At 37.5% G+C, this 22,340-nt stretch carries 15 protein-coding genes and 1 tRNA gene; 4 read left to right on the top strand and 12 right to left on the bottom strand.

The window, feature by feature from the left end; translation table 11 throughout:
• Positions 1-106 precede the first annotated feature (106 nt).
• On the bottom strand, positions 107-583 hold the full coding sequence (locus tag G4420_RS02385; protein ID WP_163322000.1) for a superoxide dismutase [Ni]: 477 nt from the start codon (positions 581-583) through the stop codon (positions 107-109).
• Positions 584-788: 205 nt separating this feature from the next.
• Between G4420_RS02385 and G4420_RS02380 the strand changes: the two genes are divergently transcribed.
• The 3 genes from G4420_RS02380 to G4420_RS02370 all read left to right on the top strand — a co-directional run bounded on the left by G4420_RS02380 (position 789) and on the right by G4420_RS02370 (position 2,724).
• Positions 789-865, top strand: a tRNA-Asn gene (locus tag G4420_RS02380).
• A gap of 272 nt (positions 866-1,137) precedes the next feature.
• On the top strand, positions 1,138-2,001 hold the full coding sequence (locus tag G4420_RS02375) for a helix-turn-helix domain-containing protein (protein ID WP_163321999.1): 864 nt from the start codon (positions 1,138-1,140) through the stop codon (positions 1,999-2,001).
• A gap of 168 nt (positions 2,002-2,169) precedes the next feature.
• On the top strand, positions 2,170-2,724 hold the full coding sequence (locus G4420_RS02370) for an OsmC family protein (protein WP_163321998.1): 555 nt from the start codon (positions 2,170-2,172) through the stop codon (positions 2,722-2,724).
• A 163-nt stretch (positions 2,725-2,887) separates the two neighbouring features.
• Here G4420_RS02370 and G4420_RS02365 read toward each other — a convergent pair whose 3' ends face one another.
• From G4420_RS02365 to G4420_RS02355, 3 genes are all read right to left on the bottom strand, one after another.
• A complete protein-coding gene (locus G4420_RS02365; protein WP_163321997.1) occupies positions 2,888-4,336 on the bottom strand; it encodes a tryptophanase in 1,449 nt (482 codons plus the stop codon).
• A 249-nt stretch (positions 4,337-4,585) separates the two neighbouring features.
• Positions 4,586-8,791 (bottom strand): acyl-CoA dehydratase activase, encoded by a 4,206-nt coding sequence (locus tag G4420_RS02360; RefSeq protein WP_163321996.1) that lies wholly within the window; start codon positions 8,789-8,791, stop codon positions 4,586-4,588.
• Positions 8,792-9,063: 272 nt separating this feature from the next.
• A complete protein-coding gene (locus G4420_RS02355; protein WP_163321995.1) occupies positions 9,064-9,627 on the bottom strand; it encodes an OsmC family protein in 564 nt (187 codons plus the stop codon).
• Between the two features lie 671 nt (positions 9,628-10,298).
• On the opposite strand from G4420_RS02355, the gene G4420_RS02350 reads away from it, so the two are divergent.
• Complete coding sequence (locus tag G4420_RS02350) at positions 10,299-10,799, top strand: hypothetical protein (protein ID WP_163321994.1); 501 nt, start codon at positions 10,299-10,301, stop codon at positions 10,797-10,799.
• A gap of 137 nt (positions 10,800-10,936) precedes the next feature.
• Here G4420_RS02350 and G4420_RS02345 read toward each other — a convergent pair whose 3' ends face one another.
• The 8 genes from G4420_RS02345 to G4420_RS02310 all read right to left on the bottom strand — a co-directional run bounded on the left by G4420_RS02345 (position 10,937) and on the right by G4420_RS02310 (position 22,202).
• The gene (locus G4420_RS02345) at positions 10,937-13,306 is read right to left on the bottom strand and encodes a TonB-dependent receptor (protein WP_163321993.1); all 2,370 of its coding nucleotides are present in this window, start codon (positions 13,304-13,306) and stop codon (positions 10,937-10,939) included.
• A 51-nt stretch (positions 13,307-13,357) separates the two neighbouring features.
• Complete coding sequence (locus G4420_RS02340; RefSeq protein ID WP_163321992.1) at positions 13,358-14,086, bottom strand: head GIN domain-containing protein; 729 nt, start codon at positions 14,084-14,086, stop codon at positions 13,358-13,360.
• 161 nt (positions 14,087-14,247) lie between these two features.
• Complete coding sequence (locus G4420_RS02335; protein ID WP_163321991.1) at positions 14,248-15,504, bottom strand: DUF418 domain-containing protein; 1,257 nt, start codon at positions 15,502-15,504, stop codon at positions 14,248-14,250.
• Between the two features lie 201 nt (positions 15,505-15,705).
• Positions 15,706-16,827, bottom strand: a complete 1,122-nt coding sequence (locus G4420_RS02330; protein ID WP_163321990.1) for a helix-turn-helix domain-containing protein — start codon at positions 16,825-16,827, stop codon at positions 15,706-15,708.
• 24 nt (positions 16,828-16,851) lie between these two features.
• Positions 16,852-17,994 (bottom strand): helix-turn-helix domain-containing protein, encoded by a 1,143-nt coding sequence (locus G4420_RS02325; protein ID WP_163321989.1) that lies wholly within the window; start codon positions 17,992-17,994, stop codon positions 16,852-16,854.
• 119 nt (positions 17,995-18,113) lie between these two features.
• Positions 18,114-18,836 (bottom strand): CPBP family intramembrane glutamic endopeptidase, encoded by a 723-nt coding sequence (locus tag G4420_RS02320; protein WP_163321988.1) that lies wholly within the window; start codon positions 18,834-18,836, stop codon positions 18,114-18,116.
• Positions 18,823-19,503, bottom strand: a complete 681-nt coding sequence (locus G4420_RS02315; protein ID WP_163321987.1) for a hypothetical protein — start codon at positions 19,501-19,503, stop codon at positions 18,823-18,825. Before G4420_RS02315 ends, G4420_RS02320 begins: the two co-directional genes overlap by 14 nt.
• A gap of 218 nt (positions 19,504-19,721) precedes the next feature.
• On the bottom strand, positions 19,722-22,202 hold the full coding sequence (locus tag G4420_RS02310; protein WP_163321986.1) for an outer membrane beta-barrel protein: 2,481 nt from the start codon (positions 22,200-22,202) through the stop codon (positions 19,722-19,724).
• Positions 22,203-22,340 lie beyond the last annotated feature (138 nt).

Raw genomic sequence — 22,340 nt, 5'->3', positions numbered from 1 at the left:
GAGAACCTTTCCTGTTCAAACGATTTTAAAGATTGAATGTTGGTTAGCAGACACAAAAAAGGACCTTAATTAAGGCCCTTTTTCTATTTTTTTTCTGTCGTGCTTTTTAATGATCGTCGCCAAAATAAGCGTGTTCAAAAAGGTGAAGCTTTTCGCGCAGTGCATCTATAATGCTTAAATCGGTGCTTTGTTTGCTTTTCATTGCAAATACCGAAAGGTGGTGCAGCAGTTCCAGTTGTTTTACATATTTGCGGTAAGCAGCCTCATCAGCCGATGAGGTAATTTTTACTCGTTGATGCAAAAAATACTGGCTTACAATTTCCTGCATTTCTTTGGCGTGCTCTTCTTTGTTCATTACCCAGCGAACCAACTGGTTGTAATCGGGGTTTTCTGATTTCGATAATTCGTTAATCTGGTTCATCGATTTTTCAATGGTTTCAATATGTTCGTATAACAGGGCAATGCGAACCGAGTCGCCATAAATACCACAAGGAATTTCGCAATGTGCTTTTGCCTGGAAACTTGAAAATGCTATAATGCCTACGATTAAGGCCGCGGAAAAAAGTTTTGTAATTTTTTTCATTTCTCTATTTTGAATGTTTGTATTTAATAACTGTCTGTATAACAATAAAAGAAGAATATGGTTTGAGTTTGTTCCATATTTTCCTTTGATGGGGGATAGAATTTTTAATTGATTTTTTTTAGAAAAAAGTTTTGACTTTTAAGAAAAGCTATTACTTTTGCATCGCTTTTGAAAAGCAAACGTTCTCACAAAGGGAATTAAACCTTCCCCAGTAGCTCAGTTGGTTAGAGCGGCGGACTGTTAATCCGTAGGTCGTTGGTTCAAGTCCAACCTGGGGAGCCACCAAAATTAAAGAGGTCAATTTTTTTTGACCTCTTTTTTTATACCCGGATTTTTGAAAACCCATACCGAAATGGATGAGAATATTGAATACTGTCGTGAATTAGCAGGTTACAATTATCTCTTCCTCATTAGTTTGAAACTTACACAAAACTACTCTTCAAGATTGAACAAATAATCATGTTATTTGTACTAAATCATTATGCCTTAATGTATAAACTGAAATTTGAATAGCTCTCATAATCAGTTTTAGCACGAATAAATACCTTATAAACATGCTTGATTTGCATTCATATATCAGAAATAACAGCCACTATAAAAAGCTAACTATAGATGACTTGCTATTTGTTGAATACAAATGTGTATATGAAGAGACCAGGGCGGGTATTTGGTCGGATACAAATTATTTTGTGTTTGTTACCAGCGGGAAAAAAATGTGGAAAAGCATATATAATGAGTATGTTGTTGAAACAGGTGATTCGTTATTTGTAAAAAAGGGGGCCAACTTAGTTCATCAGTATTTTGAGGAGGACTACTGTGCATTGATGATATTTATTCCCGACGATTTTATTAAAAAATTCATGGCCCGCTTTACTGAAGTCGTTCGTAAAACATCCGAAGACATATCTGAGTTAGATTCTGTAATTCGCATCCAGCTTGATGAGTATTTGGAAGCATACGTCAATTCCCTGGCACATTTTCTAGGGGCTGAGTTCGTTCCCGATAAAAATTTGCTGGTTCACAAACTGGAAGAATTGTTGCTAAATATTTTTACCCGCCCATTGCATAAAAATGTTGCCAAATACCTTCATTCACTCAGCAAAGATCAAAGCACACAACTGAGACAGGTAATGGAAGACAATTTTGCTTTTAATCTCAAGCTGGAGGAATTTGCAAAACTGTGCAACATGAGTTTGAGCTCTTTTAAAAGAATGTTTAACTCCGTTTATAATACATCCCCCGGGAAGTGGCTAACCCAAAAACGGCTCGACCTTGCTGCCCATCTTTTGCAAACCTCGGATAAAACAGTAGGTCAGATTGCTTTTGAAAGCGGTTTTGAAGAACCTTCCAGTTTTATTCGTGTATTCAAACAAAAACTTAATTGTACTCCGCTGCAGTATCGATCAGTTAAAGCCTGAACCACACGATATCCTTTATTTTCAACTTAAAAATCCTTCATAAAACTATAAAAAAGACCATTTGGGCTTTTTTGTAGATTTTATGGACCAAAGTGTCTATCTCTAAGGCATTGTTCGCCTCTATCTTTGCATTGTTACTTGATTTTTTAACCTTAAAAAATAATTAAAATGGAAACAAAAGTAAAAACGATTAACGGCTTCAATGCAGAAGGAATTATGAACACAGTTACTGCAATTCAGGGTAATCCGGAAATTGCAAAATTTGAATTGCGAGCAACAAATACCTGGATATCTGGTGGACACAACCGAAGTTTTGTTCAGGGTTTTTATGGCGCCTGCCATGAAGATACTTCGCGTGAAACTCCTTTTGTATTTGACAATGATGAGCCTCCGGTATTACTGGGTGAAAACAAGGGAGCTAATCCGGGCGAGATTCTATTACATGGTTTGCTTGCCTGTATGACAACGGCAATGGTTTTGTTGGCGGCAGGGAAAGGAATTGAAGTTTCCGGAGTTTCTTCAAGTATCGAAGGCGATGTCGATCTTCAGGGATTTTTAGGAATGGATCCAAATGTGCCGAAAGCGTTCAGTCAGATTCGTGTTAATTTCGAAATCGAGGGAGCAAGCGATGAAGAAAAAGAACAATTGATAAGTTTTGCCAAACAGTCACCTGTATATAATTCTCTGATTAATCCGACTGATGTTCAAGTATCAGTTCATTAATCTTCACGGGATTTGCACAACATAAATCAAAAAGGTCAATCGAATTCGGTTGACCTTTTTGATATCTTATTTTTTGGAAGGTAGGTCAGTTTGTCAAATATTGAGATAAAAAAAATCCTGTTCTATTTGAACAGGATTTAGAATATTTAATAATCAATATTAACTACAGACTATCACCAAAATCGGCTTTAAATTTCTCCACAAGCTTTTCCTGCCAGTCGGAGGTTGGTTTTAGCTTACCAAAGAAAAACCTAAGCACTTTTGGCTCTTCGTAAAATTCGAGTCCGCCAATAAGCTTTCTGTTTTCGTAAAGCCATGCAATCCGGTCGATGGTATATTTTACCTGCGATAAGGTGAAAACACGACGGGGAAGAGCAAGTCGTAAAAGCTCAACAGCTGCAAAATGGTCGCTGCCATCTTCCTCTCTTTCCTCCGAAATTGTACCTCTTTCCATGCCTCGTACACCACTGGCAATGTATAAAGCGGCTGCTAATGAACCTGCCCTGTATTCCTTTTGTGGCACATGATCAAGAAAAGCCATGGCATCAAGGTGGGCTCCCAGTCCTCCCGGAGGAGTTATTACCGGAACTCCGAGTTTAACCAATTCATCAACCATATATTTAATGAAAATAGGCCCCTGGTTGATCATTTCTTCGTCCATGGTTTCATCCAGTCCAACTACCATTGCCTCCATCTCGCGGGTTGACATACCTCCGTAAGTAGAGAAGCCTTCGTAAAGCGGTAGCATTTCCAAAAGTTTTTTGTAGGCAGCCTCATCATTGGTAATTATACCTCCACCTCTTACGTGTCCGAGTTTACGTGCTGAGAAATAAACGATATCAGCAGAATCAGATAAAATCCTGGTAATTTCACGGGTGGAATGGTTTTTATACTTTTCGTCACGTGTTTTGATGAAATGCAGGTTATCAGCCCACAAACTTGCATCAACAATAAACGGAATCTTGTATTTTCTTGCAATTTTACCTGTTTCAATAAAGTTGTCCAAAGCAACAGGTTGTCCTCCAATCAGGTTGGTACCGGCTTCAATACGAATAAATGAAATCTTATCAGCACCTTCCTCATCAATTAATTTCTGTAACTGATTTAAATCAATATTCCCCTTAAAAGGCTTCGAACTAACCGAATCTAAAGCGTCGGGTAAAAACAGTTCCAGCACCTTGCCACCATTTATCATTATATGGGCTTTTGTTGTGGTAAAGTGGTAGTTCATCGGAATGTAGGTGTCTTTTTTTACAAAGGCCAACGATAGCAAGTTCTCACAAGCGCGTCCCTGGTGGACAGGTAAAAAATATTCTTTTCCGAAAATTTCAGCTATTTTGTCTTGTAGCCGGGTGAATGTTGCAGAACCCGCATAACTGTCATCCACAGTGAGCATTGCAGCAGTTTGTTTGTCGCTCATTGCATTTACGCCGCTATCGGTAAGCATATCAAGGTAAATGTCTTTATTGTAGAGGAGAAATGTATTATTGCCGGCCTCCTCAATGGCTTTCAGCCTTCTTTCAACCGGAACTAAATCAAGGCGTTGAACCATTCTAACTTTATGCATTTCCAATGGAAGTTCTTCGCCTAAAAAAAATTTAATATTAGCCATAATGAAATAGGTAATTGTTATTGGTTTTTAAATAATAAAGCTATACAGCTTTTCAGAAGGCATAAATATAATAATATGTCTTAGAATACATAGTTTTGGCAAATAGATTGTTAGAAAAACCTCTAATAAAACTTGGAATATCAAAATTTGACTTGAAATAAATTACAGATTATCAAAACGAGTGTATGCCTAATTGATTGGTACGCAAGAAAATTACAGATTAGCGTGCAACTTCCGACGGCTCTGTTTTTATTTTGCTCTATTTGTATACGTTAAGAAAGGAATTATATCTTCATTTTTAGACGAACTCGTGCCGTCATATTCTATCGTAACAATGGGAATCCCGGTTATTTTTTCCATTTTCGATTTCATTGCCTGCGTTACAAGTGACGGACAACAATACGATGGATTTGTTTGTACGAATAAAGCAATATCCGGGTAATACTCTATCAGATGTATAATTTTAAGTGCGTTTTCAAGTGATTCTCCATTGTAGGAGGTCGTAAGGTTTAATTTTTTCAGATTCTCGTTGTATGATTTTAGTGGTTTGGAAATAGGTTCGTGTAAAATTTCATTAAAAAGGTTCAAATATCTCTCTTCCAACTGAGTTGCTAGTGCTATAAGGAAACGTTGTAACGATGCTTTCATATAAAAACCTTCTTTTATTAAACGGTTGTTCGAAGCAAAAGCTATAATTTTTATATACTCACTGTACGGAGTTGTAATTGCTTCTCCCCCGTTTTTCTCAATAAAGCGGATTAAATTCTGATTAAACACGTCGTTGTCGCGGACATACAAATCTCCAAAAATTGCCACTTTTGGGCGGTGTTGTTTTTTTGTTTTAATTGTTTTACTCCATGTAATAACTTGTTTCAAAGCTTCTTCTTTCGAGCTTCCATCCATGAAAGTTTGATAAAGAAGTTCCATCGACTTTTTTATAAAAATATCGGTCTGGCCTTTTTGTATTTCGTATGGTCTTAGTTTACACTCTATTTTGCGAAGAAAACCACCAAACAGAAATGCCAGGTAGGAATTTATGGAAGTGTTTATTGAAATATCGGCAAAAGTTATTTGCCCGCAGTAAATCCGCAATTGTTGGAATTCTTCCTTTTGCTCTCTCAGAAGTTTAGCCATGTAATTTATAAACATTCCCAGGTTACAGGAAATCGGAGATTCGATCATCCATAAAACTGTATTTGCCGGATCGAGGTTATTTTTCTCGATATAATCGAATGCATCCTGAAGGATAATATTTAGAGGCAAACACTGACCGGTATTCGAATTAAGGCTTCTTTTTATCGAATCTTCTGAATCAAAAAGGGTATGTGCTTCAATTCCAATCCGGCGTAAATTGGCCTCAAGCAATTTCGAGGCATATTCGCCCAAAGATGGCATTAGCAGGATTTTACCTTTAAGTTCAGCAGCGTCGGTTATCAAATTGTTAGTCGATTTAGCGCTGTTACTTTTCACTGTTTCGATAGAATGATAATGATTTTGAAAAGAACGGAGCGCAGCTTCAATCCGCGTTTCATAACCTACATTAGAATTGTATTCATCCAGCTGTAAAATCAAATAAGGTTTTTTATAAAAATCCATTATTTGTTTGAAGTATTCAATCGTGAACGAATCGGGAGAACATTTAAAAGAAGAAATAAATACGGGGTATAAATCCTTTTTCGGGGCCACATAATCGGCAGCAGTCAGAATGGCTGATGCAAATTTCCATTTTGTAGAGCTTAAAATTTCACTGATGCTATCAATCTCATTTTCATTTACGTTCAACATATTCTGATAAAAGATTTTCACTCCTTTCTTCGCAAAAATATCCGGAATATTATTATTCATAACCGGTGTGAGAACCGTATAAGGCCTTCCCAGTAAGATAACTTTTAGGTTCGGATCTGTGGACGATTTAGTTTGGAATTTAGCTTTCCATGAATTTAATTTTTCCTCCTTCTCTCGTTTGGCTTTGTTAAAAGCATTTGAAATGCTTATCAGATTTATACCTGTAAACCCGGCCTTTTTTAGGGAATTGAACAATTCATTTTTTAAAAGCACTTCATTTTGAAGGGAGAAAAGAACCGGGTTTATAATTTTATTCTGTTCGGCAATCTCATCGATCGAAGCCACAACAGGAGGAGCAAACTGACTGTAGTAGCAATATTGCCGGCGTAAGCTTTTAGATTTCTGACGTTCTTCAAGATAGGTTGGCAAAAATATGTAATCGGCTTTGTCGAGGAGATACTTTACATGTCCCTGTATCGCATTCATCGGGGAACAGAATTCGGCACCGGAAATTCGTTTTCCTGTCTTTACTGCATCACGAAAGTTTGCGCTGGTAACCGTTTTTATATTTAACAAATCGAAAAATCGCTGCCACAGCAACAGGTCTTCGAATAGATATAAACCGGCCGGAATTCCAATTGCTATTTTTGATTCTCCTTTATTCAGGGCTTTAAACCTGAAGTGTTTGTTGTACTCTTTTACAAGGTTGAAATCGGAGGTATTGTTGTCGACAAAACTGGTGGAGTTGTAATCTCTGCCGCATAAGAATCCATATGCCTCTTTTTCACCTTCCACTTCCGCAATTTTGTATTTGCAATGATTGGTACATATGTCACAAATTTCAGTTTGTACAGGTATTTCGTTCTTATAAAGTTTTATTCCTCTGAATTTTGTTTGGTTTATTTTTTTGTCGGATAATTCAAGTGCAACTCCTAATGCACCGGTTAAATGGCAATATTTCGAAACCAGAATCGGTTTATTTAGTTTTTGCTCGAATGCGGCAACCAATGCCTGGTTTTTCGCCGTTGCTCCCTGGAAGAAAATTTTGTTCCCGATATTTTTTTCAATAGCAACTTTGAGCAGATAGTTTTCGCGAACCGAATGTAGGACAGATGCCAGTATTTCGTTGGTCGCGTAGTTTTCGTTGAGGTAATGATTTAAATCGCGCTCCATAAAAACAGTGCACCTGTCACTGGCAATCGGGGCAATTGTATTCATGGCTCTTTCTGAATAGTCATCCAGGTTCACTCCCAGTTTTTTTGCCTGTTCTTCAATAAAACTACCTGTACCGGCAGCGCAAACATTGTTCATTATCGAGAAAGTGACTCTTCCATTACTTAATGTGGTAAATTTTGCGTCCTGCCCGCCAATTTCAATAATGGTATCCACTTCGGCATCCAACTCAATGGCAGCCCTTGCATGTGCAGTAATTTCATCAGGAATAATATCGGCACCAATAATTTTACCGATAAACTTTCTGCCTGAACCGGTTGTGCCAACTCCTAAAATATTTAACTGGCAGTTCGTTTTAGAAATAATGTCCTGAATGGTTTCAAATATGGCGCGAACCGCATTTACGGGCTGACCGGAAGTACGTGTGTAAAAACCTGCCAGAACATCTTTATTTTCATTCAGAAGAAGTGCTTTAGTACTCGTTGAACCAATATCAATACCCATAAAAACGTCATATTCCCGGTTTTTAATTTCAGTGTAAATATCAACTTCAACTTCTGTAACATGCTTTACTATTTTGGATTCGAAATTGTATTTGTCAAAAGCTGTAAAATCAGGATATTCGGATAACTCCAGTTTCAAAGGTTTGTAGAAATAGGTCCTTTCCTTTTTATCCTCCAAGAGAATATCACCCGGTACCTTAAAATCAAAACTTAATTTTCCCTTTTTATCACCGATAAGATTAATAGCTGCACCAATTGCTCCATAAAGATGCGAATGTTCTCCAATCACCGGTTTAATTCCGGTAAGGTTTTCAATGTGCCGGGCTACTGCTACATTCAATGAAACTCCTCCTGTAAAAATCATTGGAGATGCTATATTACCGGCATTAAATAATGTATCCACAATATTTTTAGCCAAGCCGTGACACAATCCGTCGCAAATTTCAGAAAGCGAATAACCTTCCTGCTGGGCATGAATAAGATCGGTTTTTGCAAAAACGGAGCACCTCGATGCGATTTTCGGAAAGTCTCCCTGATTTTGATTTGCAAGGTCGCTAAAACTGGAAATGCTATCCAGGTTTAGGCGTTTGGCTTGCTGATCTAAAAAACTACCTGTTCCGGCAGCACAGGATGAGTTGCCTTTAAATGTCCGGTACTGTTGTTTGTCATCGAACAAAACAAGGCCAAATCTTTCACCTCCCACAATCAGAATCGAACCAACCTTTTTGTGCATTGATTTCGACGCTGTAATATACGTTACGCGACTATCGTAAACTGCAGAACTTTTGATATAAGAAGGAGTAGAAGATGTTGTGGCTATTCCACGTATATTTTTGAGGTTTAATGGAGATAGAAGTTCAATTAATTTATCGGCAATTTTTCCTTCATGAAAATCGTATGCCGTATCAATTATTTCCTTTTTATCGTCCAAAATAACTATTGATATGGCAACCGACCCGACATCAATCCCCAGATATTTATTTTCAACGTTCATTATTAAAGTATAATATATGGAACGTTACACTCTTTGCTGAAACAAATTTACTGATATGTAATGACTTATTTATTGAATGCTCGAAATCATTTATTCAAACGCATTAGTTGTTCGGGTAATTTTATATTTCCGAATAATGAATAGGTTAAATATTTTTACATAAAATTGAATAGATGGCAACTTCTGACAGTTAGGGGAGCAAAAAAAAGAGGTCTAAAATGACCTCATTTTTTTTGCATTATAAATTCTGAACCGGTGCCAAAAATTGACTATTAAGCACTTACTCTTTCGATTGATACCTGAACCGGATTTCTGATAATGTCAAGAACTGGCGATGTCTTTTGAACATGGTTGCACAGCTCATCCAGTTTTTCCGTTGGGGCATCTGCACTTATTTTATAAACAACCTTGATATCCTGATAACCCGGTCTGATTGTATCTGATAATCCCAGAAAACCGTGTAGATCAATATCGCCTTCCATGTCAAATTCGAGGGAATTGATCGTAATTCCCATTGCAGATGCATTGTAGACATAGCCAACTGTTAAACAGGAAGCTAAGGCGTGTAAAACTGCCTCAACTGCATTGGCTCCATGGTTTTGGCCAAGTAGAACTGGAGGTTCGTCACCTTCAAAAACAAAAGGTTCTTCGCGCGATGTATCTTCCATTTTTGCCCCGTAAAAATCTTTAATTTCTGTTTTGCAGTGTCCCCCGCTTATCCAATCGGTGTGCGACCTAAATTGAAATTTTGCAACTTCTGCATCCCCTTTTACCGACTCAATTGTACCAAATAGTTGGTCAACATTTACGCCATTTTTTTCGATTACTGTTTCCATTTCTGTCTGTTTTAATGATTAATAATAAGTCATGGCGTGATTTATTAAATGGGTATCCATTTTAAATTAATAAAACGGAGTAATTACTCTTTTTATATGTACTGAAATCGACTTGAAAAGTTGCGTTTGATTTCTGCCAAAAGTCGTTTTGTTAATACTTTCCCGAATGTAGACTCTTTGGCAGCTGTAGTGCCTCTTTTGGTGGTATCCAATTTCATTTCTGAATCAGCAGATTATGTGGAAAGGTCTTTATACATCAGCTAGGCAATGCCCTTTCTAAAGCATTGTTTTTTTTCGGCCTGTTTCTTTTGTCCGCAGATTTCAATATTGCTGTAATCGGATCGATGGTTTCTACAATTAAGCCGGATTATGAGCATCATTTTATTTTCTTTAGTTTACGATTTTACTTTTTATGTTTTTAATAGTCAAACACCAAGTATTTGAAAACAAACAAATAATGACATCTTCCGTTGGGTGGCGTGGTTTGTTTATCTAAAAAAATGTTGCTCTGCCAAAGCTGTGGTGTTGTTCTCTGAATCGGATGGAAAAGTTAAACTCGATAATATAATGGGGAATGAAATTGGTGAAAATGCATGCTGTATTTTTTTATGCCAGGATCGCGCCTAATTAATAATTAAATCAATTCAATCATTCAAACTAATTTAATTGTCATGAAAAGAAATCACACAATCAAACAAATGAGTTTCTTGCGGATGTTTTCAGTTGTAATGTGCTTATTGCTTATTGTTCCGGCAATGTCAAATGCACAGGGTAAAGCTGACTTTGCAGGCAGTTGGGCTTTCAATGAATCGAAAAGTAAATTGGACGATAGCGGCCGCCGATTTGGAGGTGGCGACTTTGTTGTAAAACAAGAGGCCAATCTTATTTCGGTTGAAAGATCGTTTAACGATCAGAGTTTTACAAGTAAGTACACACTTGATGGTAAAGAAAGTGTAAATTCTTTTGGAAGAGGCGAAAGCAAGTCGACAGCCAAGTGGTCTGACGATGGAAAATCGCTAACTATCGTTACAAAAATGAACTTCAACGGTACCGAAAGAATATCAACTCAGGTTTGGACATTGAACGATGCTAAAACGCTTTCAATAGTATCAACCAGGCAAAACCGAGACGGAGATAACGTAACCACTACAATGGTTTACGACAAAAAATAGACTTAACCAGAAGTTTAAAAGAGACCTCTGAATCAGAGGTCTCTTTTAATTCCTAATTTTTATGGGTGCTCTCGTCTAAACTGAATAGCAACTTCAGTGATCTGCTATTTTGTTCTATCGGTGTAAACTATTAATCTCTAGAATTCAATCCTGTAATTCAAAATCGGAATCATTCCATTCATATAGTTTCTTTCAACTTTTCCGGTTTCCGGGCTGTAGAATTCATCCCACACGTTTAAACGGCCGCTTACATTTTGAATGTCGAGCGAAACGATCCACGACCAGGAAGGTTTGTTTTTCCGGTAGCTGATTCCACAGTCAACCCTGTAGTAGTCGGGTACTTTTGTTTCAAATGCGCGAGAATAATCCCTCACTTCGCGGTTTTGGGCAAGGGATGCTTCCAAATCAAGAGGGGTGGTGCGGTAACCTCCTCGCCACATGGTTCTCACGTTTAATCCAAGTATGTTTTGTTTGTTTTTACCCACTTCAAACTCTTTTCCGCCAAGCACATTTAAAATGTATTTGCTGTTAAATGCGGTGTTTCGCTCAACTCCATCGGGCATGGTGTATTTCGATTCGAAGAGCGATGCCGTTGTAAGCATATACCAGTTGTTGGAGAAGAACTTTTCAAGTGTCAGTTCCAATCCGTAATTTCTCCCGGTTCCCTGGTTAGTCAGTTTTTCGTTGGTAAAGCCGCTGCTAAAATTAAGGGAACTTACAGTATTTGTCGAGTCATTCGGGTCAACCGGAACATCATACAAATGCTGATAATACACTTCTGCTTTTAATCGGAAATCGCGTGCAAAATTCCAGTTGTACCCCAAAACCACGTGGGCTGCTTTCGTTATTTTTAAGTCCTTATTGGGTTGAATAATACTGCCATCGTTTAATTCCCTTTCTGCCAGATATACTGAGACCGGTTCAATTTTACTGTGCAGGCCGGCTCCAAAATTAATACGGTGCTGTTTATTTATATCCCAGCGGATTCCCAAACGAGGTTCAATACTGTAATCCTTGTTCAGTGCCAGAAAGGAAGAATGTAACCCAGAGTTGATATCAACTTTCTCATTCAGGCGATATTTCCATTGAACGTACGATTCAAAAACCTGGGTACTTCCCTTACTTTTTACTTGTTGTTCCAGATTGCCTGTATCAAAATTCAAACTTAAAGCATCGAGATTATAGCCGCGGTTATGGAAAATGAAACCGCCCATCAACACGTGCTGCGCATTGAATTTGTGATTGATGAATGAATTCAAACTAAATGTGTTATAGGCGAAATTTTCGTTTTCTGTGGTTGCCGGTTGCAGGTTGTAATCCAGCGAATCAACCGTAGCTTCATTTTTGGTGTGCGAATAGGCAGCCACCGTTTTGATATAGGTTTTCGAGTTGGGGAAAAGATAATTGTGTGTTATCCCGGCAATTCCAAGTTGATGATCTTCGGTATCCCGAAAACGATCAGACCTGTAATTCCAGTACGAAGTATCCGGAGCAACAGTGGAACCTGCAGAACTAATTCCTCCCAATCCCCAAACCGAAAAGTACCCGGCTTTTTTTGTAGGAATATAAAATTTATACGACAAATCCTGCCATTCGGGAGTGATGTCGCCTCCGCTGATATCAATACCAGCTTTGCTTAAAATTTTTAATGTTGAATAACGATAGTTTAGCAGGTAAGAAGCTTCGCTGCCTTTTTTTAGCGGACCTTCAAGAGCTGCCTGTGCTCCCAGCACGCCCAGTTGAAAAGCATATTCGTGTTTCTCGTAGTTACCATTCCGTAATTTTAAATCGAACACCCCCGAAAGTGCATTGCCATATTCTGCAGGGAATGCTCCGGTGAAAAAATCGGAATTGGATAAAACCTGAGTGCTTAGTGCCGAAACACCACCTCCGGAGCCGCCTTCGCCATTGGTAAAGTGGTTGGGATTCGGAATTTCGATTCCTTCCATCCGCCACAGCATCCCGCGCGGAGAATTACCCCGGATAACCAGTTCGTTGTTTTCGTCGTCGGCTGATGAAACGCCTGCAAATGATTGTGCTGTTCTTCCGGGATCGTTTATTCCGGCTGCTATTCTGGACGTTGATTCCACAGTGATTTGAGTGGCACTTATGGTTGCCATCTGGTTGATCGGTTCGCTTTTATCGTCGTACGCATAAACTGTAATTTCGTCCAAATCGGCAACCGATTCTTTCATTTCAATATTTAGAACAACCTCGCGACCCGAGCCAACCATTATTTCATTAGGAAAAATCTCTTCGTATCCGAGAAATGAAATTTTAAAGGTTTGTCGGCCAACAGGAACTTTTTCGAGTTTAAAGTTCCCATTGGCATCCGATGAGGTGGCTTTTGCCATAGTTCCGCCCGAAAGCAAAATGATATTTGCCCCCGGTAGCGGTCCTCTTGTATCCACATCAATTACTTTTCCTTTAACGGTTTGAGATAATTCCTGGGCGAATATAAACGCCGGTAGGATGCATATCAAAATGGTTAATAGTATTGTTTTCATAGCTTTTTGTTTCTTGTTTTCAATCGGGTTCTGTTTTCTGTCGCCTGGTTTCTAGTTTACTTTGATGATTTCGGAGGCGTCCTTCAAGTCCTGCTCTTCGATGACTCCACTACCTTTGTAATAAACTTTTGAAGCACCCTTGGCAGTAACATCAAGTTTTTGCTGAACGCTTAGCGAGATTTCAGAGCCCCCATCCAGGTTGGCATTCAGGTAATCGCTGACAAAATCAAAACTGGTCATTTCAGAAGCTCCTGTTGCATCGATATGGAAATTGGTGCAAGCGCCATCGATTTCCATTGTTGAGGCACCTTCAAGGTATGCGCTTACTGTTCCGGTTTCGATCGATCCTTTAAACTGGCTGGCTCCAATCAATTCTATTTCAAACTGATCGTTTTGTAAAACATCGTTGAATTCAACGGTTGTGGCGCCCTCTGCCATAACTTTTGAAAGGGAAGAGGTTGTAATGTAAACGTTTAAAACCGGAACCCCGCGAATGTTGGTGTTTTTCTCTAATCCTACCGATAAAAGATCGCCCGTTTGATCTGTTTCGATAACTGAGTGTAAGTTTTCATTGGCCTCAATACGAACTGATTCCTCTGTTTCCGAGAAGCTAACATACACATGGAAGACATCTGAAACGGCCAACTGGTTAACACCTGACGACGAAAAATCGATGGTGGTAACATTTGATGATGGAACTACTTCTAAATGATCTTTTTCACATGAAGTGAATAAAACTCCGATTGCTAAAATTGTTGATAAAAATACTTTTGTTTTCATGACTTTAAATTTTAATTGTTACTAATGATATTGTTTAAGTTTTCTGTTTTAAGTTCTAAATCTCTTGGTCAAATTTGGGGTATTAAAGGCCTGTAATCGACCGACTGCATAAAGTCGAACTGTTTCATCGTTGCATAATTGGTTCGACTATGTTGTAACAGTTAGTTTTCCTGGTGTTTAATGTATATTCTGCTGTCTTGAATAGATTCGTTTTCATAGCGTTCATTTTTTGGTAAGGCCATTTTATAGCTGTATTTTTTCCATATGTATTCGATGGGCCCCTGATTAAATCGTTGCAAATAAAAATGAGTGATTATGGTTTGGAATACATAAAATCCGATGGCAATCATCCACGATTGAAAATTTGTGAGCTTTCCGAAAAGATTAAAGAGGTTGAAGCAATGATAGAATACAAAAACGTAGAGAAACGATTGCAAAATATAATTGCTCAGCGCTGTGCGGCCAACCGGATTAAAAAATTGTAATACTTTTCGAAAGGATTTATACTGGTATAATTTCAGGAATGCCGAAATGTAAAACAGGCTTTGCAAAATCATTCCTGCTACAAGAACAAACGGCACCCAGATTAATGAATAATCCAATTCCAGATCGCCAACTGATATCTTATAGAATATAAAACTTGCTGCCAGGCCAAAAGTAAGACCAAGTGTGATAAACCATGTTGTTAGTTTAGCATGTTTCTCCGGGTGTTTGAAGAAATCGATTTTTGCCAGGATAAACCCAATTAGCATATTCCCAAAAGCAAATACAAGTGTTAAGGGCATATCTCTAAGGAAATTAGTCCACGGGTCGAACATAAAATTTAACTTCAAATACCGCAGAAACGATGTGGCTACAGGTAATTCGCGAGCCAGTTCAAAATCGAAATTACGCGAAGCCCAGCCCAAAGCAGTTAAACCGATATAAATGGCTCCGGTTAATACTACATTTAGCAGTACCGTCAAAACAACCAGTTTTTTAACCGATACTTTTCGCAGTATTAAAAGAAATATACCACCTAGAGCATAGGCGCGTAGAATGTCGCCATTCCACAACAACAGGCCGTGTGCATAACCCACTCCGAATAAAAGTAGCATTCGTACGATAAAATACTTATTGAAGTTTACACTCTTTTCGGCAGCCCGTTGCATTTGAATGTAAAATCCAAAACCGAACAAAATGGAGAAAATGGTAATAAACTTTTTATCTACTAAAAAGTGATACAGGAAAGTCATTAATGAATCCAGTTCTCCAGTTACCGGCGTGTTATACTCATAAGGAATATTGGCAATTATTATCCCTAATAAGGCAAATCCGCGCAAGGCATCAACAGAGTTTATTCTGTTCTTTTTCGTTGTCTGTTGCAACTTTGTTTCTTGTATTTCCTGTTTCTGATTCATCATTAAATATTTTTGCATTGAAAAATCGTTAATGCAAATATCAAGTGTATCAGTGGTTTATGAAAGTTTTTGGTGTCGCGCATTCGGAAATCAGAACAAGCTAAACACCGGAATGCAGAATTCAGGACAAAAGGGGGTTTGAAATGCAGGAATCAGGACAATGGAAAATCGTGTCTGCAGAAATCAGGACATGGGAATATGGTGAAAAGGAGGATGTTTTTAATTGTTTCGGAAATTGCCGGGTGTTTTTCCGGTTTTCTTTTTAAATGCAATGTACATTGCCGAGCGCGATTTGAATCCGGAATCCAAACCGATTCCTTCGATCGATAGATGATCGTTATTCTTGTCGTTCAGAATTTCCAGCGCCTTTTCAACCCGGTAATTGTTTACCCATTCGTTAAAGTTGTAGCCAAAACTCTTATTGATGCAGGTTGAAATGGTGCGAGCCGAAACATGAATTTCTTTCGCAAAATCGTGAATCGACAAATCCTGGTTCAAATAGTATTGTCCGCTTTCCATCGAATTTTTAACGGTTTGACATATTGTGTTCGATGATTTGGATTTGTCTTCTTCGGATATCGCTTTTCGAGCCTGTATTTCAGTGGTTTCAGCTTTCGGGTAAAATAAATCCTGTTGAGTAAATGCTTTATAACTGACTATGTAAATAATGATGGAAACAATTCCCCAAATAATATAAACTATATCCGACTGGCCTAATCCTCCTGTTAAAATGCGTATCAGCTCAGCGCCCCATAAAAGAACAACAGGAATAAAGATCAATACAAATTGCCAGAGCCAGTTTATGGATAACATGGTGATGTCGGAATATTCATTTCTTGCCATGTTTTGAAACTTAACAAGCTCAACAATAGAAATTACAACAGCAACGATGGTTAGCAGATAGGCTAAATATTGCTGGAACATATAGAACGACTCAATTGATCCGGATTCGAAAATATCATAGATGGTTATTTTTCCAATCACAAATATGGCAATGTTGATGACTGTAATCGAGAGTATTCCGCAGGCAATAATATACATTGTTCTAAGGAAGATTTTGAAGTGCCCGGATCTCCCAATTTTTTCGAGAACATAATGTAAAAACAGCACCGGAAAAAGCATCTTGACTTCCGGCGAGGAGAACAACTGGGCGATGTTGTATTTTCCTATAAAATCAAAGGGTATCAGGTCGCTTATGGCGCCGAAAATAAATGCAATCAGGAACAATCCTAACAACTTGTTTGAGAAACTTTTGTGCTTTTTCGAAAAGATGAAGATGAAGCCCAGAAGAAATCCCTGAAAGACAGCAGCCCAAATTAAAGTTGTTATGATTATTTCCATAAGTTTTCAGCTATAAAGTTTGTTTTATGCGACTGCCATGGAGCTTTTTCGACGGTATTCAGTCGGTGTAAATCCTGTATATTTTTTGAAAGCTGTATTAAACGACGATTTTGAATTAAATCCTACTTCATATAATATTTCCAAAACGGTGTATTCTTTCCGGTCGGGAGCAGCCAGTAATTCCATTGCTTTTTCAATTCTGTACTCATTAACAAAATCAAAAAAGTGTTTGTTGAGGTGGTGGTTGATCAATATCGAGAGTTCGCGACTGGGAATATGGCATTCTTTGGCAAGCGTATGAAGTGTTAAGGCGGGATCCAAAAATGGCTCATCGCTTGCCATAACTTTTTGAACCTGTTCAATTTGGGCCTTTATTTCCGGTTCAAAATCCAATTCGTTCTGGAACTGTGAATTTTTTACCAGTTTTTTTACCGGTGGCTGGGCGTTTAGTTCATCGATAAACAACTCGGGAGAACGAAGGCCACTGAATATCAGCCAGCAAAATAGAAACAGAACAGTGCTGATTACTACATAAGAGAAAAAGGACAAGCTCTGTATTTGCAGTACAAGCTTGGTAAGAATATTTATGAACGATAAAAGAAATAAAATACCAACTCCAACTATCAGGTTTCTGAGATAGGCGTATCGCGTTGTGTTTGTATTTGAATAATTCTCGAAGAATATTTGTTTGTGCTTTTGTAACTCGCGAAACGATAAGAACAGGTAAGTATACATTTGAATATAAAGAATGGAATAAAAAATTAATCCCACTTTATATTCAATCTCTTCAGGTATGTCGCCCTTTTGAACTTCGGTAATAATCAAAATAATAATAACGATATTGGTAATTACAAATACCGTTAAATGCATCAAATCCTTCGCCTCAAATTTACTGTCTGGAAACAGGAAAGTCTTGATATGAAAGTAGAGAGCAGGTGCTGCCAGATAAATGGAGGTTTGTATAAATACTGTAATATTTTCGGAGAAAGGATTTAATATAAACTTGGCAAAATAGTCGAGCACATTTAAAGCCAAAAGAGCAATAAACAGGGCAATAAAATAATTACTCGATTTTTGTCCGTCTTTTTTAATAACGAGGTAAATGGCAAATAAAAAGGCCTGAAATCCGGCCAATAACTCAATGGCATGTAAAAGTGTTATTTCCATTTATTTGTCAATTGCTGTCAGCTATCTACAATAATACAAATAAATGCATTGTGGATGAAATTTGTTTAGTTAATGCAATTTCTTCACCCTGTTAAAATAAAATAGTTTGCTTGAGTCATTTAGAGGAATGTTAGCAGATTTTCGAGAACCCAGTTCGTTATTACCCGTTCTTTGTCGAGAAAGATCATGGCGATGCCAAACATATCGTAAATTCCATGGGTAAGTACGCCTGCCCAAAGATTCTTCGGATTTTTGTACAGAATAAATCCAAAAATAAGCGCTACAAAAAAGGTAGATACAATACCTGAGACTCCCTGGTAAGTATGCGCAAAACCAAATACTACCGACGATACGATAATGGCTGCAAACCAGGCTTTTTTTGATTCGCCAAATATTATTGCCAGCCTTTTGATCATGTATCCTCTAAAAAGAAACTCTTCTCCAAAAGCGGCAACCACCCACATTATCAATATAAAAATGACATAATTCGCTACGTTTCCCTTAATTCCTTCAAACGAAGAAAGATCGGTTGAACCGTAATAAAGTTCGATAACAGGTTGAAACAGAAAATCATTTACAAGAATTATTATACCCGTGTAAATCACTGCTTTTCCCAATGTTTTAAAGAATGGATTTCGTTGAAAGCCAAAATAGCTCCATTTCCATTTTATTGCCCAAAGTGTGAAAAGTGCAATTACAAATCCTAAAATTGTTCCGTAGTTGCTTGTGATTACTGATAAAGTGAAAATTACCGAGGTTGCAGTTATTACTGTAAATGGCGAAGTCATAACCGCTGCCAGCCGTTCTCGCAATGTTAAGGTATTCGTTTTATTCGTTTCCATTTTTTATTATTTTTTCTATTTCATGTACTAATTCCAGGTTGTTTTCAAGTGCCTGCTTGTATATTTTTATGTTTTGCTGATAAAAAGAAATTATCCCCAGGTACATATTGGTGAACTCCAAACTTTTGTAGCATTTATCATCGATAAATTCGCGTTTAAGAATGTGGTAATTTTTATAGATAATAGGGAAACCGTAATCGTTCATATGGTTCAGGTAAAACTGTTCCACGTTTTTTACTTCGTTCAGGAGGCTGTAATACGAGCTAATGGCTTCTTTAACCCGGTAATCTGAAATTAAATTCAGGTTGCCACTGTTAATAATATCGTCGTAGGTATCGTCAGCGGGGGTGAACCATTCCAAAAACAAGATCTCACCGATAATTTCATCAGCCATTTCTCGGGTGAGAGCATTATTATCGTAGTCTGCTTTCTTCAGCACTTCCAATAAACCATCCGTCTTTATCTGAGTACGTTGTATTAAAGAATCCAGATCGTCTTTATCCGATAAAAGGTCGGCATAAAAGCCGTTTAAATACTTTTGTTCAAGTTTTGAATTCGAGTTATCTTCGCGCCAGTTGTTTAACAGAAAACCTGCTGTTACACCAATAAAAACTACCAGAAGTTCAATCGAATAATAGAGCCAGTTAATTTTTTTCTTTTTCGTCATTTTAAAAACCCTTTTTTAATTTGATTTGATAAAAGTGCATCAAAAAGTTTTTCTGTACGACCGAATAAATAAAGTCGAACTGTTTCATGAATAGAAATTTGGTCGACTTTATCTTTTTTCATTTTTGGGAAGACTAATAAACCCGCCTCCGCATTTGATTCATTCTTCATCAAAACCTAAAGCTTCCAACACGATAGAGAAAGTTTAAAATATCAGGGTTATCCAATCTTCAGTTTTGTTTTTACTTTTTTAATGTTGTCTTTGTAGTTATTGAATTTATAACTTAGGTTGAGCATAATTGTAGGATATTCAGGTTTTTGGTGAACGTAAAAACGGTAGTCCGAACGATTAATATCAAATTTTAACTGGTTGGTATTAAAAATGTCTTTTGCCTGCAGAGTTACGGATAAACGGTCGTTTAAAAAATTGTGTTGCACCGATGCATCGATCCAGTAAAATCCTTCCACATTTCCAATCGAATTTCCAAGCCGGTCGTGAAAGTAAAAGGCCATTAACTGCGCCGAGGTTTTTTCTCCAATAGTAAATGAGTTTATTAATCGGGTGTCGAAAGTAAAAGCACTTCTGTCAAAAGCTTCTTCGTTCATTCTCCCTTTTGAATTTTGTCCAAAAAAATTAAGGCTGGCATTCAAACTCCACCATTTTAGGGCTTGCAGATTCAACATATTTTCAATCCCGAATTCTTTGTCATCCGAAATATTGTCAAAAGTTAATATCATAATTCCATCTTTATCTGTCCCAATTACCTGTGTGTAAGCATCGTTTGTAGCACGCCAATAAGCTTGTGAGCTAAACATACCTTTCTCAAAGTGCTTTTGAAAACTGAATTCGTAAGAGTCGGTTATATTAGGGCGCAACAATGGATTTCCGTATGCTTCCTGAAATTCATTACTTACATCCGGGAAAGGATTCAGGAAAAATTCATCGGGGCGATCGATTCTCCGCGAATAATTGAAAGCCAGCTGTTTGGTTTCGCCAAGAGCTTTTGAGATGGATAGCGTAGGAAAATAGTTTAGTTTTTTGTATTCGTATTTTTTATTAATTGTGAAGCTTTCAATCAGGCGGTTGGTATATTCTATACGTAATCCCAAATTGTACGAAAATCCATTTTTTTCGCCACTCAAATTTGCATAAGCAGAGGAAATTTGTTCGTTGAAATCAAATTCATTGGTGAATATTGGGTCAGGTTGCCAATTATTAGAATCAAAATCAAAATTTTCTGCCTGCAGGTCCAAATAGCGGTGGTATTTATGGTACTGTCCACCCAACTCTAATTTCGAACTGTTTTCTAACGTTTTTGTGTAATCTGTTTTTGCCCTTATTTCTGTACTAAAATTGTCGTTCTCGTAACGCATGGAATAGTAAGGTGTTGTTACATTGTAATCAAAGTCAGAATCGGTGTAATATCTGTCCTGTTTATTATCCATAAAATAATTTATTTTCGAATAAAAAACAGAATTTGTCCAATTACAATTATCGATAAAATTGTATGTGTGTGCTAAGTTGTTTGTAAAATAATCGGCTAAATATGCTCCCCCTAAATCTTCATAAACATAAGTATGTCCGGTTTGATTTTCAATGGTTTCATCGTATTTAAAATTAGCATTGATATATAAATCGGCGTAACCCAGTTCGGCTGAATACGACAAGTTGTTTTTCGAATTGAAATTATAATCCAATGTAATGTTTCCTCCAAAATCTTTGTCAGTTTGTTGCCGGTAGAAAACAACATCGTTCCTGCGTTTTTTGCCATCTTTTATTGTTTCAAGAATCTCATCCATGTCATAAAACTGCTTGTTGTCTTTCCATTTGGCGCCAACCGTAAAGCTTAATTTATCGCTTGTATAATTTAAATTCAAATCGGCGTTGTACTTATCACCAGTTCCAATTGCTGCATTAATTTGTCCACTGGTGCCTGCACCCATTCCTTTTTTTGTAATAATGTTGATGATTCCGGCGGTGCCTTCCGAATCGTATTTTGCTGAAGGATTAGTAATAATTTCAATGTTGTCGATTCTACCGGCCGGAATTTGTTTAAGGGCCTCATTTGGCTTTAAGGCAGTTGGCTTACCATCAATAAGTACTTTAAAACTTGTACTACCACGCAGTAAAACTTTGCCTTCCTGATCGACGGTTATTGAAGGAGATACTTTGAGTGCATCGATGGCTGTTCCGCCAGTTGCCGATAAATTTTTATCCACATTCACTACTTTCTTGTCCGCTCTGATATTCATATTGCTCTTTTGACCAACAACATTTACCTCATCAATTTCGGTATTCTTTTCTGCCAAGCGGATATTGTTTAGTTCAATCGTATTTCTTTCGTTATCGATAATAATATCGTTTTGAACTTCTTTTTCGTATCCAATATATTCAGCAACCAGATAATATTGTCCAAAAGGTATTTTTTCAATTTTGAAATTCCCTTCTTCGTTTGTAATGGTACCGTTTACAAGAGAAGAATCTGTCGTGTTAAAAATTGCAATCTGTGCATATTGCAGGGGAGCATTTGTCCCACTTTCAGTAATGGTTCCTGATAATGTTCCCTTCTTAATTTCCAATCCTTCTGCATTCACATTGCTATTCGCAAATAGTATAAACATGATCGCTAAAAAAAGAAGGTTAAATAAACTTGTGTCTTTTTTTCTGAATCTGTGTGCTGAACGTTTAATTGTTTTCATAACTATGATTTTTTAATTGTGTTGCGATTTATGAAAACAAAATTGCGGAAGTCACCAGACCTGTGCGACCGATTGCGTAAAGTCAAACGTTTTTTAGAGAAGGGAATTGGTTCGACTATTATTCAAGATTAGTTCGAC

Origin of the sequence: Draconibacterium mangrovi, assembly GCF_010586825.1 — a bacterium.
Classification (GTDB): Bacteria; Bacteroidota; Bacteroidia; order Bacteroidales; family Prolixibacteraceae; genus Draconibacterium; species Draconibacterium mangrovi.
The sequence above is the reverse complement of the archived record's forward strand: the minus strand, read 5'-3'. Positions and strand labels throughout refer to the sequence as shown.

Coding starts and splice junctions, on each gene's coding strand:
- G4420_RS02355 (WP_163321995.1), bottom strand. CDS start 9,627: ATGGAAACAGTAATCGAAAAAAATGGCGTAAATGTTGACCAACTATTT.
- G4420_RS02350 (WP_163321994.1), top strand. CDS start 10,299: ATGAAAAGAAATCACACAATCAAACAAATGAGTTTCTTGCGGATGTTT.
- G4420_RS02365 (WP_163321997.1), bottom strand. CDS start 4,336: ATGGCTAATATTAAATTTTTTTTAGGCGAAGAACTTCCATTGGAAATG.
- G4420_RS02340 (WP_163321992.1), bottom strand. CDS start 14,086: ATGAAAACAAAAGTATTTTTATCAACAATTTTAGCAATCGGAGTTTTA.
- G4420_RS02325 (WP_163321989.1), bottom strand. CDS start 17,994: ATGGAAATAACACTTTTACATGCCATTGAGTTATTGGCCGGATTTCAG.
- G4420_RS02370 (WP_163321998.1), top strand. CDS start 2,170: ATGGAAACAAAAGTAAAAACGATTAACGGCTTCAATGCAGAAGGAATT.
- G4420_RS02385 (WP_163322000.1), bottom strand. CDS start 583: ATGAAAAAAATTACAAAACTTTTTTCCGCGGCCTTAATCGTAGGCATT.
- G4420_RS02315 (WP_163321987.1), bottom strand. CDS start 19,503: ATGACGAAAAAGAAAAAAATTAACTGGCTCTATTATTCGATTGAACTT.
- G4420_RS02375 (WP_163321999.1), top strand. CDS start 1,138: ATGCTTGATTTGCATTCATATATCAGAAATAACAGCCACTATAAAAAG.
- G4420_RS02360 (WP_163321996.1), bottom strand. CDS start 8,791: ATGAACGTTGAAAATAAATATCTGGGGATTGATGTCGGGTCGGTTGCC.
- G4420_RS02310 (WP_163321986.1), bottom strand. CDS start 22,202: ATGAAAACAATTAAACGTTCAGCACACAGATTCAGAAAAAAAGACACA.
- G4420_RS02335 (WP_163321991.1), bottom strand. CDS start 15,504: ATGCAAAAATATTTAATGATGAATCAGAAACAGGAAATACAAGAAACA.
- G4420_RS02330 (WP_163321990.1), bottom strand. CDS start 16,827: ATGGAAATAATCATAACAACTTTAATTTGGGCTGCTGTCTTTCAGGGA.
- G4420_RS02345 (WP_163321993.1), bottom strand. CDS start 13,306: ATGAAAACAATACTATTAACCATTTTGATATGCATCCTACCGGCGTTT.
- G4420_RS02320 (WP_163321988.1), bottom strand. CDS start 18,836: ATGGAAACGAATAAAACGAATACCTTAACATTGCGAGAACGGCTGGCA.